Source organism: Francisella orientalis FNO12, from assembly GCF_001042525.2.
Taxonomy (GTDB): Bacteria; Pseudomonadota; Gammaproteobacteria; order Francisellales; family Francisellaceae; genus Francisella; species Francisella orientalis.
In genome coordinates, this window is sequence record NZ_CP011921.2 from 643,585 (window position 1) to 660,095 (window position 16,511).

The window sequence follows — 16,511 nt, forward strand, 5'->3', positions numbered from 1 at the left end:
TAAATTTCTTATGTTTCTTTAGATTTTATAAATAGATAAATTAGTAATATCAATGCAATAACCGTAGGACCTGCAGCACCAAGTATAGTTGGTAGGTGTAGAATTAATGCAATTGGACCAAATATTTGGTTAATAATAAAAAATGCAAAACCAAAAAATGCACCTAAGAGTAATTTAAGTATTAGTGTCGATGATCTGGTTGATCCGATACTTAATGGTACAGAAAGTAGTATTAATACCATTAATGCTAATGGTTGGAAAATCTCTTGCCAAAATTTTAGTGATATTGAATCTTTGGCTTGGCTATTAGATAACATATATCTAGTCAACTGAGTGAAATTTAGATAATCATTATCGTTGATAGTGATAACTTTAGCTACAGATATTGGTATGGGGTTAGACCAGATAGCTTTATAAACATCTCCCTTAACACTAATATGTTTAGCGTATTTGTTAGGAAGTGTAACAACACTGACATCAAATACATTCGCTGTAGCATCGTTCACATATTCAGCTTTTTCAGCATATCTAACTTCCTGTACTTGGTTATCTTTAGTTATAAATTTTCTTATGCCGTATGCTTTTCCTTCATTTGGATCGATATTTGAGATATTCATGAAGCCATCAGGAGTTTTTAGCCATAAATCATGAGTGTTATATGCCACGGTATTTGAATCAGCAAGTTTTTGTAAAACTGGGGCAATATACCCACCAAAAACCATAGTGACTATAGAACCTATAATGCCAACTAATACAACTCCCTTTGCGATTTGAGCTGTAGAGCGACCAAAAGATCTTAATACTATAATCTCGGAGTTGTTAGCAAGTAAGCTAAGTCCCATTAGAGCACCAACCATAGCACAAGCTGGAAGTAGTGTGTATAAAATGCCTGGTAATTGGTATATGGTTAATATAATAAGTTCTATATTGCTTGCGCCTGTATCATTGTTACTTACCTGTGCTAGATAAGTAAAAATAAAAAACAAGATACAGAAAATTAAACTTACAATAAGAAAGCTACTAAATACTGTTTTGAATATGTAGCGATCAATACGGTTTAAAAACATTTATTTTTCCTTCTTAGAAGATCCATTATCTTTTTTGATTGTTCTAATAGCATAAATTATAAAAAAGATATGAGAAAGCCAAAGTCCTATCCAAACTGGTAATTTACCGCCAGTCATTAGTGTGTTCACAAACATGTTGCTACACAAATACACTGCTAGAACAATAACAGAGGGTAGTAGTTTAGCATATTTGTTCTGTCTTGGTCTTAGTCGGCAAAGCGCAAGTGCTAGTAGTGATGCTACTATGACAGAAATCGAGTTGTTAATGCGCCCAAAGAACTCTCCGCGAGAGACTGTACCATCATCTTTGTCAGTAAAGTTTTCTATAAGAGTGTGCATATATAGTCTATCAACTTTATCATGATTATAATCACGATCAGAAGTGTCAAAAATAGTATAGATAGCATTTTTAGCCGTGTTATAAGTGTGTTCGTATGTTTTGGGTTCTTTTGTGTATATGTGAGCATCATGGAAGTCTACATATGCAGCGTCCTTATCTGTTATAACTTCTGCGACAGGTGCAGTTACTACTTTGTATTCATCACTATTATCCGTAGCCATATACAAAAAGACATCTTTAAGGGTGTTACCTGATTTGCTTTTTATATATATAACTTTTCCATCAGTAGTTTTAATTATTTTGTCATCGGTTATTGAGGACAAAAGAGCTTTTGCTGTTAGCGAAGCTTGATAAATATCCTGAGTTTGCTTAGATAAGGGGTTAATATACATTACGGTCAAAAATGTAATGATTGTCAGAGCATACACAGGTTTCATGGTATTTTTAACAATTTGCATCCATGTAACTCCACCTGCTAGAGTTACAAACATTTCATTATTCGCAAAGTATTTACCAAAACAAATCACAATAGCGAGAAATATTGCAATAGGAGCTACAAGACTTACGTTTCCAGGTATTGTTAGTATCACAAACTTTATAATTGAGTCAATGCCTAAACCTTGCGAGTATGCTTGTTGAAAAAGTCGAATAAGTAAGTTAGCCGATACAATAGATATTATGAATAATGTAATCGATGTAAAGGTATTAACTATGTCTTTATTGTAATATTTTTCAAGAATCAATGTATGTCACTGTGTATATAATAATTATGCTAACTGCAATTCTATATTTTTTACAAGCAAAAGTCAGTAGATAAGAATAACTAGCTTTTAAATTTTAATGCGAGAAATATTCTTTTTTGATATTATGTTATAAAATTGTGTTACAAGTAATATAGGATATCTAATGAAAATCGTTGTAAATAGTCAGTCGACTTTGTCTGCTGAGGTATTAATCGTTGCTGAAGAAAATCTCAAGAAATTAATTGCCGAAACAAAATGCCCGAATTCTAAATCTTTATTAGATAAAAAAGTTTTTAAAGCAGAGTCTGGTGAGGTTCTTCCTTTGCTACATGGTGATAAGGTTGTGATTCTTTTAGGTCTTGGTCTTAGACAAGATTTTATAGCATCAGAATATGATAAGGTTATTGCTAAGGCGGCTGAGCAACTTAAAAAACTCAATATAAAAGAAGTTTCTGTAAACATAGATTATATATTTGATAATGCTAACGTGAAGCAATTTGCATTAGACACTGTTAGAGCGTTTATTTCTGAAACTTATGTTTTCGATCAGCTAAAATCTAAAAAGGAAAATTTCTCATTAGAAGCTATTGAGTTGGTGTATTCAGGTAATCAAGATCTTGAAGAGTCTGCTAAGATTGGTTCGGCGATTGCATGTGGCCAAAACTATGCTAAAGACTTACAAAATCTTCCTGCTAATATCTGTAATACTGACTATATGTTAAATGAAGCTAGAGATTTAACATCTAAGTATGAAACATTTAATCTTAACTATCTAGATCAAGATGCAATGGCAGAGCTTGGTATGGGTTGTGCTCTAGCTGTAGGTCGTGGATCTGATATGTCTAATTATACTGTTTGTATGGAGTATAATGGAGGAGACGAAAATAAAGCGCCTATAGTACTGGTTGGTAAAGGTTTAGTCTTTGATAATGGCGGTATTTGTATTAAACCAGCAGCTGGGATGGACTCTATGAAAATGGATATGGGTGGTGCTGCAGCTGTTATGGGTACAATGAAAGCTTTAGCGATGATAAACCTTCCTATAAATGTAGTTGGAGTTATGGGATTAGCAGAAAATGCTGTAGATGCTAGGTCTTATAGACCTGGTGATGTACTTAAGAGTATGAAGGGTATAACAGTAGAAGTAAGCAACACAGATGCGGAAGGCCGTTTGGTGCTTTGTGATACATTAACTTATATCGGTAAATATAATCCAAAAGCAGTTGTCAATATGGCAACTCTAACTGGTGCTATGATTATATCTTTAGGTGATGCTTTTTCTGGATTGTTTGCAAATAGTGATAAGTTAGCTAATAGTCTTCAGCAAGCTGCTGATGCCTCTAATGATTTGGTGTGGAGATTACCTTTACATAAACCATACCTTAAGAAATTAGAAAGTAAAGTTGCTGATATGGATAATTGTGGTCGTGATAGATCAGCTGGATCTATAGTTGCTGGATTATTCTTATCAAAATTTACAGAAGACTATGAATGGGCTCATCTTGATATCGCAGGGTCTGCAATGGGAGATTTTGCTAGCTGTAAAGCAACAGGTAGACCAGTGCCATTACTAGTACATTATCTTTTATCTCAGGCTAAATAGTAGATTATTAGCTTATCTATCTCTAGCATATTTTTTCTAATATGATATAATATTTCTGTAATTAAATATCACCTCTTTTAGATTTTAATTACGGAGATTAAAAATGTTAAGAATTACTCAACAAGCAATCACTTTTGATGATGTGTTGCTTTCGCCTAGATATTCAAACGTACTTCCACATCAAGTAGATTTGAAGACAAATATTACTAGAAATATTCAATTGAATATTCCTTTAGTTTCTGCAGCTATGGATACTGTTACTGAGTCTCGTCTTGCTATAGCTATAGCTCAAGAAGGTGGCATTGGTATTATTCATAAAAATATGTCTATACAAGCTCAAGCTCAAGAAGTTAAAAAAGTAAAAAGATTTGAAAACGGAATGGTAATTGATCCAATTACTATAAAGCAAGAAAGTTCAATCAAAGAAGTTATGCAGCTTGCGAAAGAGCATAACTTTTCTGGTTTTCCAGTCGTTGATGATAATAATATAATTATTGGTATTGTTACTAAGCGTGATTTTAGATTTGCTAAAGACTTAGATGAACTAGTAAGTTCTATAATGACGCCTAGAGATCAGTTAGTAACAGTAGCAGAGGATGCTTCTCAAGGAGCAATCAAGAAAAAACTTCATGAACATAAAATAGAGAAGTTGCTTGTAGTTAATGAACAAGGTGAGCTAGTTGGTTTGATAACAACAAAAGATATCGAAAGATCACAAAATAAGCCTAATGCTTGCAAGGATTCGCCCGGTCGTCTAAGAGTTGGTGCTGCTGTTGGTACTGCTGTAGATACAAAAGAGCGTGTTGCTGCATTAGCTGCTGAAGGTGTTGATATAATTGTGGTTGATACTGCGCATGGTCATTCTCAAGGCGTGCTTGATATGGTTAGATGGGTCAAGGATAACTATCCAAATATTGAGGTTGTAGGTGGTAATATTGCTACAGCAGAAGCTGCAAAAGATCTTGTTAAAGCTGGTGCTGATGCTGTGAAAGTAGGTATAGGTCCTGGTTCAATATGTACTACAAGAATAGTTGCAGGTGTGGGTGTGCCACAGATTACAGCGATATCAAATGTTGCTGAAGCTTTAGAAGGCACAGGAGTCCCAGTTATTGCTGATGGCGGTATCAAATTTTCTGGAGATATAGCAAAGGCTATAGTTGCTGGAGCATCAGTAGTTATGATTGGTGGTCTTTTTGGTGGTACTGAAGAGTCGCCTGGTGAGGTTGAACTTTTTCAGGGACGTTCTTATAAGTCATATCGTGGTATGGGGTCACTAGGCGCCATGGAGCTGGGTTCTTCTGATAGATACTTCCAAGGTAATACTGATGCTAAGAAGTTTGTTCCGGAGGGTGTCGAAGGTAGAGTACCTTACAAGGGTCATCTAGCTGCAGTTATTCACCAGTTAATAGGAGGCTTAAGATCTAGTATGGGATATACTGGTTCAAAAGATATCCAAACAATGCGTACAGAACCTACATTTGTTCAAATTACGGGAGCTGGTTTGAAGGAATCACATGTCCATGATGTAACAATTACAAAAGAGCCACCTAATTATCAGTCTTAAAATTTCTTGATTATTGTCATAGTAAGTTATAATTTACTATTATTTTCTAAATATAAAAACAATGTCACAAGCTATACTGTTCTTAAATGGTAGTATTGATTTATTTTTTTGTGAAAAGTATATTCAGAGCAGTTTTAATGATCTTGATATATTTTGTGCAGATGGTGCCTACGAAAAGATCAATAAATCTAAGTATTTAAATTCAAAAGTCAAAAAAGTTATAGGCGACTTTGATTCGTTTGCTGTTTTAAATGATGAACTATTTCTCATTGATAAGGATCAATATTCTACTGATTTCGAAAAATCACTAGAATATATAATATCTCTAGGTGGTTCAAAAATCTATGTGTTTGGTGCATCAGAAGGAGAAATGGATCATTTCTTATGTAATATTACTATTGCTAAAAACTATATACAAAATATAGAGATTGAGTTTATAGATATATATTCTAGATACTTCTTTATACCTAAAAAATATATTGTCAGTAGTGTATTGGGTAAGATGTTTTCAGTTATGCCTTTTGGATATGCAGAAAATATATATTATAATGGTCTTAGGTATCCTTTAAGCGGAGCAAGCTTGAGTATAGATACCGGTACAGGTGCAAGAAATTATGCCATAGAAGATAAGGTTGAGATATCTTATTCAAGTGGGGATATTTTATTGTTTATATCGCATGCAAAATATAAGGATAGATTAAATGCTATTTTGTAATGATTCTAATAAAGAGCTAAAAGAACAGAAAGTAAGCTTATCACATGAGTTTGCTACAGATAATCACAGAGTTAAGAAATTATCTTTAAAGTTTGAGAATATATATTTTGATTATTCAAAAAATCTTGTAAATGACAGTATATTGAAAACTCTTTTGGAGTCAGGTAGTAAATCTAATCTTAAAAATAAAATCCAGCAGATGTTTGCAGGAGAAAAAATTAACTCTACCGAGAATCGATCGGTTTTACATACTGCATTACGCGATTTGTCTAATTCTCCATTAGTTATAGATGGACAAGATATTCGTAAAGAGGTAAATGAAGAAAAACAACGTGTAAAAGCTCTTGTTGAAAAAGTAACATCAGGAGAGTGGAAAGGTTTTTCAGGTAAAAGAGTTACGGATATTGTGAATATTGGAATTGGTGGTTCAGATCTTGGACCTAAGATGGTTGTCAGAGCATTACAACCTTATCATTGTACTGGATTAAAAGTACATTTTGTTTCAAATGTTGATGCTGATTCATTGCTACAAGCTTTGCATGTTATTGATCCTGAGACAACCTTATTTATTGTGGCCTCTAAATCATTTTCAACAGAGGAGACTCTGCTAAATTCTATTTCAGCTAGAGAGTGGTTACTTGATCATTATGAAGATGAAAAAGCTGTAGCTAACCATTTTGTTGCCATATCTAGTAAATTAGATAAAGTAGAAGAGTTTGGTATAAATCTTGAACATTGCTACAAAATGTGGGATTGGGTTGGTGGTCGCTATTCATTATGGTCATCAATAGGGATGTCGATAGCTTTTGCAGTTGGCTATGATAATTTTGAGAAACTTTTAGCAGGTGCTTATTCTATCGATAAGCACTTTAAAGAAACCGAGTTTGATAAAAATATTCCAGTTATTATGGGGCTATTAGCAAGCTACTACTCTTGTGCTTATCACAGTCAATCACAAGCTTTACTTCCTTATGATGAGAGACTTTGTTATTTTGTCGACTATCTTCAACAGGCCGATATGGAAAGTAATGGTAAATCAGTAAATCTTGCAGGTGAGGGTGTTGATTATCAAACAGGTGTTGTCCTTTGGGGTGGTGTTGGAACGAATGGACAACATGCTTTTCATCAGCTTTTACATCAAGGTAATGTTTTTATTCCAGTTGATTTTATTGCTGTAGCGACAAGTCATCATAGTTATGATAATCATCAACTGGCTTTACTGGCTAATTGTTTTGCTCAGTCACAAGCGCTAATGTTTGGACAATCTTATGATATGGTTTATAATGAGCTCTTAAATTCTGGTTTGAGTGAGGTTCAAGCAAAACAGTTAGCACCTCACAACGTGATTACAGGAGATAGACCGAGTACGACAATTTTATTAGATGAGTTGAGTCCATATACTCTAGGAGCACTTATAGCCTTGTATGAACACAAGATATTTGTTCAAGGAGTGTTATGGGATATCAATAGTTATGATCAATGGGGTGTTGAGCTTGGTAAAAAACTGGGTAAAAATATTTTAAAGGCAATCAGTGATGACTCTTCAAAGGAGTATCAAAACTTAGATGAGTCAACTAAGTGGCTCATAGCGAAGGTAAAAAATAAATAATGATGATTAGTAAGAAAAAAGGCTTTTCTTTAGTTGACACAATGGTCGTTATTGTCATTATACTATATTGATGATGGCAGCAATTAGTTCCTTTTCTTTTTACTATAAAACATTTGCCGAAACTAGATTAACTAATTTACAAAAACTTATGGAATATGCTGTTATCAAAGCTCGTTCGGATGGTAAGACTATTATTGTTTGTGCTGCTAATTCAGATAGTTTTGACGGAACAGGTAAGTTAGATAAAAATAGTTTTTCTTGTTTAAATTCAACTTCATGGAATGATGGTCCAATAGTAGCTTTTGAAAGAGCAGATGGTATAGAATTATACAATGGAAATACCGATAATATTAGCTAATCTTCCTCAAGATAATGGGGGAATATCTATGTTAATTTAGCAGGTAATTCTAGTTTTATAAGGATATCAATTTAATGGATTTATGGCTACAGGTAATGGTAACGTCACATATTGTGATAGAAATAATAAGTACCAAGCAGCATTAGTTATTAACTTAGCTGGCAGAGTAGTTTATACTGACAGTCCTACAAGAGAGGGCGGTGGTGCGTATACTTGTGAATAATTTAATTTGTGTGTTATTAAAAGGAGAAAATAAATAATGACAAATGGTAGAGTGCCTATGACTCCAGCAGGAGAACAAGCATTAAGAGCAGAGTTGAGTAGATTAAAGAAAACTGAAAGGCCTGCGATTATTGAAGCTATAGCAGAAGCTCGTGATCATGGGGATCTAAAAGAGAATGCTGAATATCATGCTGCTAGAGAGAGACAAGGTATTATTGAGGGCAGGATTAAAGATATAGAATCAAAATTATCTAACGCTCAGGTTATTGATGTAACAAAACTTCAAGCTAATGGTATGGTCATTTTTGGAGCTACTGTCACAGTTATTAATGTTGATACAGAAGAAGAAACTACATACCAAATAGTAGGTGAGGATGAGGCTGATATAGATAATCATAAGATATCTGTTGTAGCGCCATTAGCTCGTGCTTTAATTAAAAAAGAAGTTGGTGATGAGATTATCTTAGATACTCCTAAAGGTAAAGTTACATACGAAATTGTAGAAGTAGAATATAAATAATCTTAAACCCAATGGATATTCCTCTAAAAAATTCTTTATGAAAAAAATTATCATCCAGGGTGCAAAAACCCATAATCTAAAAAATATCGATGTTGAAATACCTAGAGATAAGCTTACTGTTATTACAGGATTAAGTGGTTCTGGTAAATCATCACTAGCATTTGATACGCTATATGCAGAAGGACAAAGACGTTATGTTGAGTCGTTATCCTCCTATGCTAGACAGTTTTTATCGATGATGGATAAGCCAGATGTTGAGCATATAGAAGGCCTATCTCCTGCTATTTCAATTGATCAAAAAACAACATCTCATAATCCGAGATCTACCGTCGGTACAGTTACTGAGATATATGATTATTTAAGGGTATTTTTTGCTAGGGCAGGAACGGCTAAATGTCCAGTTCATCAAATAGAACTTAAAGCACAGACAATCAGTCAGATGGTTGATAAAATCCTAGAGTTTGATGAAAATACACGCTTAATGATATTAGCTCTAATTATTTCTCAAAAGAAAGGTACTCATCATACTCTGTTAGATAAGATATTAGCACAGGGGTATATTCGTGTACGTATAAATGGAGAGTTTTTTAATTTAGATGAAGACTATCCAGAGTTAGATCGCTACAAGAAGCATAACATAGAAGTTGTGGTTGATAGGTTTAAGCCTAAAAAAGATAATGAGCAACGAATTGCAGAGTCTATAGAAACTGCTTTAGATCTTGGTAATGGTATCGTCAAATTAGTAGATATGACTAACGAAACTGCTGATGATATTTTATTCTCATCTAAGCATGCCTGTCCGTTGTGTGATTATGCTCTCAAAGAGTTATCACCAAGAGTTTTTTCATTCAATAGTCCGTTAGGAGCTTGTAGTAGTTGCGATGGTCTAGGAGTCAAAGAATTTTTTGATGAGAAAAAAGTAATAATAGATCCAGCAATTTCACTTAAACATGGAGCAATTGTTAAGTGGAATAAGACAAATCAGTATTATTACTCACAATTGGAATCTTTAGCAGAGCATTATAAGTTCTCATTAGAAGAACCTTTTGAAAAATTATCTAAAAAGATTCAAGAAGTAATTTTATATGGTTCAGGTGATGAGGCTATTAATATGACTGTTGATTCAATTAGAGGTGGTAGGCAAACTAGAGTCAAGCTATTTGAGGGAGTTATACCTCATTTTGAGCGTAGATACTATGAGTCTGACTCTGATATAGTCAAAAAAGACCTGTATGAGCTTATGAGTAATCTCAAATGTAAGTCTTGTAATGGTGCTAGAATTAATGAATATGCTAGAAATATATTTATAGATGATAAAAATATAGCAGATGTATGTGCTTTGTCTATAGATGATTTATTAAAATGGCTTGATGAATTAGAGTTTGTCGGTCAGCAAAAAGTTATTGCAGAGAATTTACTTAAAGAGATTAGATTAAGAGTCGAATTTTTAGCAAATGTTGGCCTAGAATATTTAAGCTTAGCAAGACAGGCTGATACTCTTTCAGGTGGTGAAGCACAACGCATTAGACTTGCTAGCCAAATTGGCGCTGGTCTAGTAGGAGTTATGTATATATTGGATGAGCCGTCTATTGGACTTCATCAAAGAGATAATCAACGTCTTTTAGACGCGTTACATAACCTCAAGGATTTAGGTAATACAGTTATCGTTGTTGAACATGATGAAGATGCAATTAAACAAGCAGATTATATTATTGATATGGGACCAATGGCTGGTGTTCATGGTGGCGAAGTAGTAGCATCTGGAAATTATCAAACGATTATTAAAAATAAAAAATCTTTGACTGCTGATTATTTGAGTGGTCGCAAGAAAATAGAAGTTCCAAAAACTAGACTAAAAGCTAGTAAAAATCGTTATATTGAAATAAATGGCGCTATTGGAAATAATTTACAAGGTGATAATTTAAAAATTCCAGTAGGAGCTTTAACTTGTGTAACAGGGGTATCCGGTTCTGGTAAATCAACTTTGATAAATAGGACACTATTTCCTTTGGCATCTAGATTACTAAACAGAAGTACGCTTGTACCTATGGAATATAAATCGCACAAAGATTTTAACCACTTAGACAAGGTTATTGATATCGATCAGTCACCAATAGGGCGTACCCCTCGTTCTAATCCAGCTACATATACAGGTGTTTTTACTCCTATAAGAGAGCTATTCGCAGCTACTGCAGAATCAAGATCAAGGGGTTATAGTGCTGGCAGATTTAGTTTTAATGTACGTGGTGGTAGGTGCGAAGCTTGTCAAGGTGATGGTGTTATAAAAGTTGAAATGCACTTTTTAGCTGATGTATACGTAGCTTGTGATGTTTGCGAAGGAAAGCGATATAATCGTGAAACTCTTGCCGTACAGTACAAAGGAAAAAATATATACGAAGTATTAGAAATGACTGTGGAGGAGGCTCTAGAGCTTTATGATGCTGTTCCGAGTATCAAAACTAAATTAGAAGCTTTGATGAACGTGGGATTATCTTATATTAAGTTAGGCCAAAGTGCGACTACTTTATCTGGTGGAGAAGCTCAAAGAGTTAAGCTAGCTAAAGAGCTCTCAAAACGCTCAACAGGAAAGACTTTATATATTTTAGATGAACCAACAACTGGGCTACACTTCTATGATATTGATCAACTTCTAAAAGTAATTATGGACTTACGTGATAGAGGTAATACAGTAGTAATTATCGAGCATAATCTTGATGTTATCAAAATGGCTGACTGGATAGTAGATTTAGGTCCTGAAGGTGGAAGCAAAGGTGGGCAGATAATATTTGACGGAACGCCTGAGGATATTGTTAAATGCAAAAAATCTTATACAGGGAAGTATTTAAATAATTTACTTTGATTAAGATGTTGACACTTTATTTAAGTTATTGGGTTTACAAAGTATCACATAAGCTAAGATAGCTAATAAGCCTAAAAAATATATAACCTGAACCCATGCAAAAGCAGAAGAAGATATAATAGAATCAAAGCTTATATTTTTAATCCCGGAAAGCATTGCTAAAACTACACTCGCCCATGATATGGCAAATGCATTTGTTAATTGAATTATTGAACTATTAACAATTGTCGCAGGACTCATGTGCTCATCATTTTCAATAGAGTTATAAATTTCTGCATTACAAACTATAGTAAACATTCCAAAACAAATATCTATTATTATAAGTAAAACTGAGAATGCAAAAAAGTTAAAGTCAATAAAGACTATTCCTAGGCTTAAATATGTAAAAGCCATTGTTGTAAGAGTTATCACAAAAAACTTATAAAAATGTAAGCTTATTAGTACTTTTTTTACTACTTTTTTAACATACCATGCTGGCATTATAAAAAACATTAATGCTAGACCTGATTCAAAAGCAGAAAAGTGTTGTTTTGTCTGTAAATATAATGGTAGAAGGAAAAACATACTCATTATCAGTAAGCGAGTCGTAGAGCTTATAATAGTAAGATATTTAAAGCAGTTGTTTTTGAAAATGTTGAGATTAATAACGGCATTATCACCTAATCGTATTGCATGTCGAAGATATACTACAAATAAGATTATAGTAATAAAAGTATTAACCATTTAATATTTGGAAGTATGCTTGCATCAATCATAAGATCGATAAAGAACATTAATAAAGCTATTGATACTCCAAGAATTAGAAAACCTTTAAAATCAAACTTTCTAATTTTTGCTACTGAAATATTAGGTAAGTAGATGCCTATTAGTATTATACAAATTAGCACAATAGGAAAGTTAATAAAGAATATCATTCTCCAGCCAATATAAGTTGTCATCGCACCTCCAACTAAAGGTCAATAACAGGTCCTAATGTAGCAATAACTGCAACTATTGACATCGCTGTCAATCGATCATTTTTGAATATTCTAACCATGGCCAAACGAGCAGCTGGCGCAGTAAATGCTCCAAAGGCTCCTTGAAAGGCTCTAAATATTACCAGACTAATAATATTTGTTGATAGTCCACAAGCTACAGAAGAAATAATAAATCCTATTAAAGAGATGATTAGACGCTTTTTACAGTCTATTTTATCTGAGATCTAACCAGATGCAGGGATAAATAGCCCCAGAGCTAACAGATAAACAGTTACAGCTACCTTAAGAGTTAACGCATTTACTTGAAAATCATTTGCTATTTGAGTAGAGCAGTATTAAGTGCAGAACTATCAATTAACTCTATGAGAAAAACTATACCAATTGCATAGGCTATTATTTTATTTCTATCCATTATAATTTTAAGAATTGCTTTCGTTTTGACAACAATTAAGTACCATGAATAGATTAGTATATATTTATATTGCTCAATATCATATTGATATTTATACAATTATTTGGCAAAACGACTAGCTAATAATGGAATTTTTTACTATAGTATTAGGTGGATTTTAGTATTAAAACTTCATAAGGAAGAAAAAGGTAAAATAAATATATGGCACAAAATAATGATAATAAAAATAATATGCTTAAAAATATTATTTTTTGGATTTTAATCATTGGTGGGATGCTACTGCTTTTCAATGTTATTAATGATACGAATAGCTCATCTAAAAGTATTAACTACTCCTCATTTGTAACAAAGCTTAAAGATAATAAGATTAGTGTAGTAGACGTGGATGGTAGAACTATTACTGGTAAGACAGAAGATGGCGAAAGCTTTGTGACTTATGCTCCGCTACTTGATGGTAGTTTAGTCAATAAGTTAGAGGATAGCAAAGCTGTTATTAAAGCAAAAGCACCTGAGAAGCCAAATATATTTTTAGCATTCTTACTGAATTGGTTGCCTATGTTACTAATCTTTGGCTTCTTCATCTATATGATGATGAAAGCTGGTGGAGGTAGTAAAGGTGGTCCTTTCTCTGTAGGTAAGAGTAAAGCTAAACTTTTAGGCGAAGATGAAATCAAAGTAACTTTGGAAGATGTAGCTGGTGTCGATGAGGCTAAAGAGGAAGTAGCTGAGATTGTTGATTTCTTACGTGAGCCAAAAAAATATGAAAAAATTGGTGGTAAAATTCCAAAAGGTGTCTTAATGGTTGGACCTCCTGGAACGGGTAAGACACTTCTAGCAAGAGCTATAGCTGGTGAAGCTAAGGTACCATTTTTCTCGATTTCAGGCTCTGACTTTGTAGAGATGTTTGTTGGTGTCGGTGCATCTCGTGTACGCGATATGTTTGATCAAGCCAAGAAAAAAGCACCTTGTCTAGTATTTATTGATGAGATAGATGCTGTAGGACGTCATCGTGGCTCAGGTATGGGTGGTGGCAATGATGAGCGCGAACAGACTTTAAACCAAATGCTTGTTGAAATGGATGGTTTTGCTGATAATGAAGGCGTTATAGTTATTGCTGCGACTAACAGACCGGATGTTTTAGATAAAGCATTATTAAGACCTGGTAGGTTTGATAGACAAGTAAATGTAGGTTTGCCAACGGTTAAAGGCCGTGAAGCTATACTTAAAGTTCATATGAAAAAAGTAGCTCTAGGCGATGATGTTAGAGCTGACTGGATAGCGCGTGGTACACCTGGATTTTCTGGTGCTGAGCTTGCTAACCTTGTAAACGAAGCAGCACTATTTGCTGCAAGAGAGTCTAAAGATAATATTAGCATGGCAGATTTTGAAAAGGCTAAAGATAAAATCTTGATGGGCTCAGAAAGAAGAAGTATGGCTATGACTGAGAAAGAGAAGAAGCTTACTGCATATCATGAAGCAGGCCATGCTATCATTGGTAAGTTGATGCCTGAACATGATCCAGTATATAAGGTAAGTATTATACCTAGAGGCAGAGCTCTTGGTGTGACTATGTATATGCCAGAGGGTGATACTGTTAGTCAAAGTAGGCTTATTCTACATGGACGTTTATGCAGTATATTTGGTGGTAGAATCGCTGAAGAGCTTATATTTGGTTATGACCATGTTACTACAGGAGCGTCTAATGATATTCAAGTTGCCACTGATATTGCGCGTAACTATGTAGCACGTTGGGGCTTATCAGACACTATGGGAACAGTCTTGTATGATGTTGAAGATGAGGGACCTTTTGGTGGAAGTGGTGGTAAATCTGTCAAGATGTCAGATTCTACTATCCGTGAAGTAGATACAGAAGTACGCAAGTTGATTGATAAGAGTTATAATAAGGCTAAGAAGTTATTAGAAGATAATGCGGATATACTTCATGCTATGGCAGATGCTCTTATGAAATATGAAACTATAGACGCATTGCAGGTAGATGATTTAATGGCGCGCCGTGATGTACGTGAGCCAGGTGAATACGGAGATAGTTACAAACTAAATGCTGAAGCTGCAAAGGTCATAGCTCCTACTGTACCAGATGAAGATATTCCTGATACTTCTGATGAAGCTAGTCCTAAAAATGATCTTTAAATATAGAGACTTCAGACTTTTTCTAAAAACTCATATTTTAATTTTAAAAATATTCATGACAAAATCTAATATCTATTAATAATAATTCTAAAGTTAATACTTTAATTAAAGTTAATCATATTAAAAGCTATAAAATTAAGATTTTTGTGGAATTTATGCTAATATATCTTCAGCAAAATTAAGATAAAAGGAACAGATATGTCATTACCTACTCCTCATATAGAAACATTAAGGAAAGAAGAATTTGCAAAAACTGTAATTATGCCAGGCGATCCGCTAAGAGCTAAATATATCGCAGATAACTATTTAGAAAATGTTACAAGAGTTAATGCTGTCAGAAATATGTTTGGTTATACAGGTACTTACAAAGGTAAAAAAGTAAGTGTTATGGGTTCTGGTATGGGTATGGCGAGCATGGGCATTTATGCTTATGAGCTTTTTAAATATTATGATGTTGATAATATCATTCGTATTGGCTCAGCTGGTTCATATAAAGAAGAGCTCAAAGTCTATGATGTAGTACTTGTAGAAGAAAGTTACTGTGAATCTGATTTTGTTGAAATTGTAACTGGTGATAAGGCACGCGATGTTAAGTCTTCAGAAGAACTTAATAATGATCTTGAAGAGTCGGCAAAAAGACAAAATATAGAACTTAAAAAAGCAAAAGCACATTGTACCGACGTTTTTTATAGAAAGAATTCTGATGATTACAAAAAGATTATCAAGAAGTATGGTTGTGATTTAGTTGAGATGGAGACTGCTGCTTTATTTGCAACAGCAAATGAGTTGGGTAAAAATGCATCTGCAGTTGTAACGATATCTGACAGCTTTATAACAGGTGAATCAACTACTGCTCAACAAAGAGAGCAATCTTTCACTAACATGATGGAAGTTGCTTTAGGTACTATTACTGAAAAATAGTATATTTATTCTTTTGATTTATTAATTTCTAGTTTTATTTTTTCTAATGCTTTCTTTGCTTTTTCATTAGGTAGGTTTTTATCAGCTTTTTTTGTTTGATGGTTTGAATAGTCTACGATAAGCTCTATTTTTTCAACTCTTGAAAATAGAGTTGTTTGGTTTAATTTTGTGATAAACTGGCTATGTAATTCTTTTATTTTTGATTTTAGTATTTCTTTATCACTTTGTACTATTATCTTAGTTGGAGAGTAGAAGACTAGTTGAGTATCCTTTATGTATGGTAGGTTTATTTTGTGTAATTGTCTATTTGCTACTTCTATAGTGGTATTTAGATTAACAGCTTTTGCTATTAAATCTTTGCTAGCATAAGTTGATTCAGTAACTTTTTTTCTAGTTCTGTGTGAATCTATATTAGCAATTTTTTCTGGAATAATTTTTATGCTCATAAT

The 16,511-nt window shown here is 33.7% G+C and carries 11 protein-coding genes and 2 pseudogenes; 9 read left to right on the top strand and 4 right to left on the bottom strand.

Annotation, left to right across the window (positions count from 1 at the left end):
• Nucleotides 1-8: 8 nt before the first annotated feature.
• Nucleotides 9-1,067: an LPS export ABC transporter permease LptG gene (gene lptG, locus FNO12_RS03365; RefSeq protein ID WP_014715197.1), complete on the bottom strand. Its 1,059-nt coding sequence runs from the start codon at nucleotides 1,065-1,067 to the stop codon at nucleotides 9-11.
• Nucleotides 1,068-2,150, bottom strand: coding sequence for an LPS export ABC transporter permease LptF (gene lptF, locus FNO12_RS03370; RefSeq protein ID WP_014715198.1), 1,083 nt, complete (start codon nucleotides 2,148-2,150; stop codon nucleotides 1,068-1,070).
• 163 nt (nucleotides 2,151-2,313) lie between these two features.
• Here lptF and FNO12_RS03375 point away from each other — a divergent pair, with 163 nt between their 5' ends.
• From FNO12_RS03375 to uvrA, 7 genes and pseudogenes are all read left to right on the top strand, one after another.
• Nucleotides 2,314-3,753, top strand: coding sequence for a leucyl aminopeptidase (locus FNO12_RS03375; RefSeq protein ID WP_014715199.1), 1,440 nt, complete (start codon nucleotides 2,314-2,316; stop codon nucleotides 3,751-3,753).
• 103 nt (nucleotides 3,754-3,856) lie between these two features.
• A complete protein-coding gene (guaB, locus tag FNO12_RS03380; protein ID WP_014715200.1) occupies nucleotides 3,857-5,317 on the top strand; it encodes an IMP dehydrogenase in 1,461 nt (486 codons plus the stop codon).
• Nucleotides 5,318-5,378: 61 nt separating this feature from the next.
• Nucleotides 5,379-6,032, top strand: coding sequence for a thiamine diphosphokinase (locus FNO12_RS03385; RefSeq protein ID WP_014715201.1), 654 nt, complete (start codon nucleotides 5,379-5,381; stop codon nucleotides 6,030-6,032).
• Entirely contained in the window at nucleotides 6,019-7,641 is a 1,623-nt protein-coding gene (pgi, locus tag FNO12_RS03390) for a glucose-6-phosphate isomerase (protein ID WP_014715202.1), read from the top strand. The genes FNO12_RS03385 and pgi overlap by 14 nt, the downstream gene beginning before the upstream one ends.
• Nucleotides 7,641-8,222, top strand: a pseudogene (locus tag FNO12_RS03395) (GspH/FimT family pseudopilin). The gene pgi and the pseudogene FNO12_RS03395 overlap by 1 nt, the downstream one beginning before the upstream one ends.
• A 36-nt stretch (nucleotides 8,223-8,258) precedes the next feature.
• The gene (gene greA, locus FNO12_RS03400) at nucleotides 8,259-8,741 is read left to right on the top strand and encodes a transcription elongation factor GreA (protein WP_014715204.1); all 483 of its coding nucleotides are present in this window, start codon (nucleotides 8,259-8,261) and stop codon (nucleotides 8,739-8,741) included.
• A gap of 37 nt (nucleotides 8,742-8,778) precedes the next feature.
• The gene (gene uvrA / locus FNO12_RS03405; protein WP_014715205.1) at nucleotides 8,779-11,601 is read left to right on the top strand and encodes an excinuclease ABC subunit UvrA; all 2,823 of its coding nucleotides are present in this window, start codon (nucleotides 8,779-8,781) and stop codon (nucleotides 11,599-11,601) included.
• On the opposite strand, the pseudogene FNO12_RS11490 reads toward uvrA, so the two are convergent.
• Nucleotides 11,602-12,990, bottom strand: a pseudogene (locus tag FNO12_RS11490) (MFS transporter).
• 201 nt (nucleotides 12,991-13,191) lie between these two features.
• On the opposite strand from FNO12_RS11490, the gene ftsH reads away from it, so the two are divergent.
• Together ftsH and deoD are read left to right on the top strand one after the other, a co-directional pair.
• Nucleotides 13,192-15,141 (top strand): ATP-dependent zinc metalloprotease FtsH, encoded by a 1,950-nt coding sequence (gene ftsH, locus FNO12_RS03415; protein WP_014715206.1) that lies wholly within the window; start codon nucleotides 13,192-13,194, stop codon nucleotides 15,139-15,141.
• A 198-nt stretch (nucleotides 15,142-15,339) separates the two neighbouring features.
• A complete protein-coding gene (gene deoD, locus FNO12_RS03420; protein ID WP_014715207.1) occupies nucleotides 15,340-16,062 on the top strand; it encodes a purine-nucleoside phosphorylase in 723 nt (240 codons plus the stop codon).
• 5 nt (nucleotides 16,063-16,067) lie between these two features.
• Here the strand turns inward: deoD and FNO12_RS03425 are convergent, their stop codons facing one another.
• Entirely contained in the window at nucleotides 16,068-16,508 is a 441-nt protein-coding gene (locus FNO12_RS03425; protein ID WP_014715208.1) for a hypothetical protein, read from the bottom strand.
• Nucleotides 16,509-16,511: the final 3 nt, after the last annotated feature.

Bases quoted from the DNA above. Each gene is read 5' to 3' on its own strand.
- lptG (WP_014715197.1), bottom strand. From the start codon at position 1,067: ATGTTTTTAAACCGTATTGATCGCTACATATTCAAAACAGTATTTAGT.
- greA (WP_014715204.1), top strand. From the start codon at position 8,259: ATGACAAATGGTAGAGTGCCTATGACTCCAGCAGGAGAACAAGCATTA.
- FNO12_RS03385 (WP_014715201.1), top strand. From the start codon at position 5,379: ATGTCACAAGCTATACTGTTCTTAAATGGTAGTATTGATTTATTTTTT.
- guaB (WP_014715200.1), top strand. From the start codon at position 3,857: ATGTTAAGAATTACTCAACAAGCAATCACTTTTGATGATGTGTTGCTT.
- FNO12_RS03425 (WP_014715208.1), bottom strand. From the start codon at position 16,508: ATGAGCATAAAAATTATTCCAGAAAAAATTGCTAATATAGATTCACAC.
- uvrA (WP_014715205.1), top strand. From the start codon at position 8,779: ATGAAAAAAATTATCATCCAGGGTGCAAAAACCCATAATCTAAAAAAT.
- FNO12_RS03375 (WP_014715199.1), top strand. From the start codon at position 2,314: ATGAAAATCGTTGTAAATAGTCAGTCGACTTTGTCTGCTGAGGTATTA.
- deoD (WP_014715207.1), top strand. From the start codon at position 15,340: ATGTCATTACCTACTCCTCATATAGAAACATTAAGGAAAGAAGAATTT.
- ftsH (WP_014715206.1), top strand. From the start codon at position 13,192: ATGGCACAAAATAATGATAATAAAAATAATATGCTTAAAAATATTATT.
- pgi (WP_014715202.1), top strand. From the start codon at position 6,019: ATGCTATTTTGTAATGATTCTAATAAAGAGCTAAAAGAACAGAAAGTA.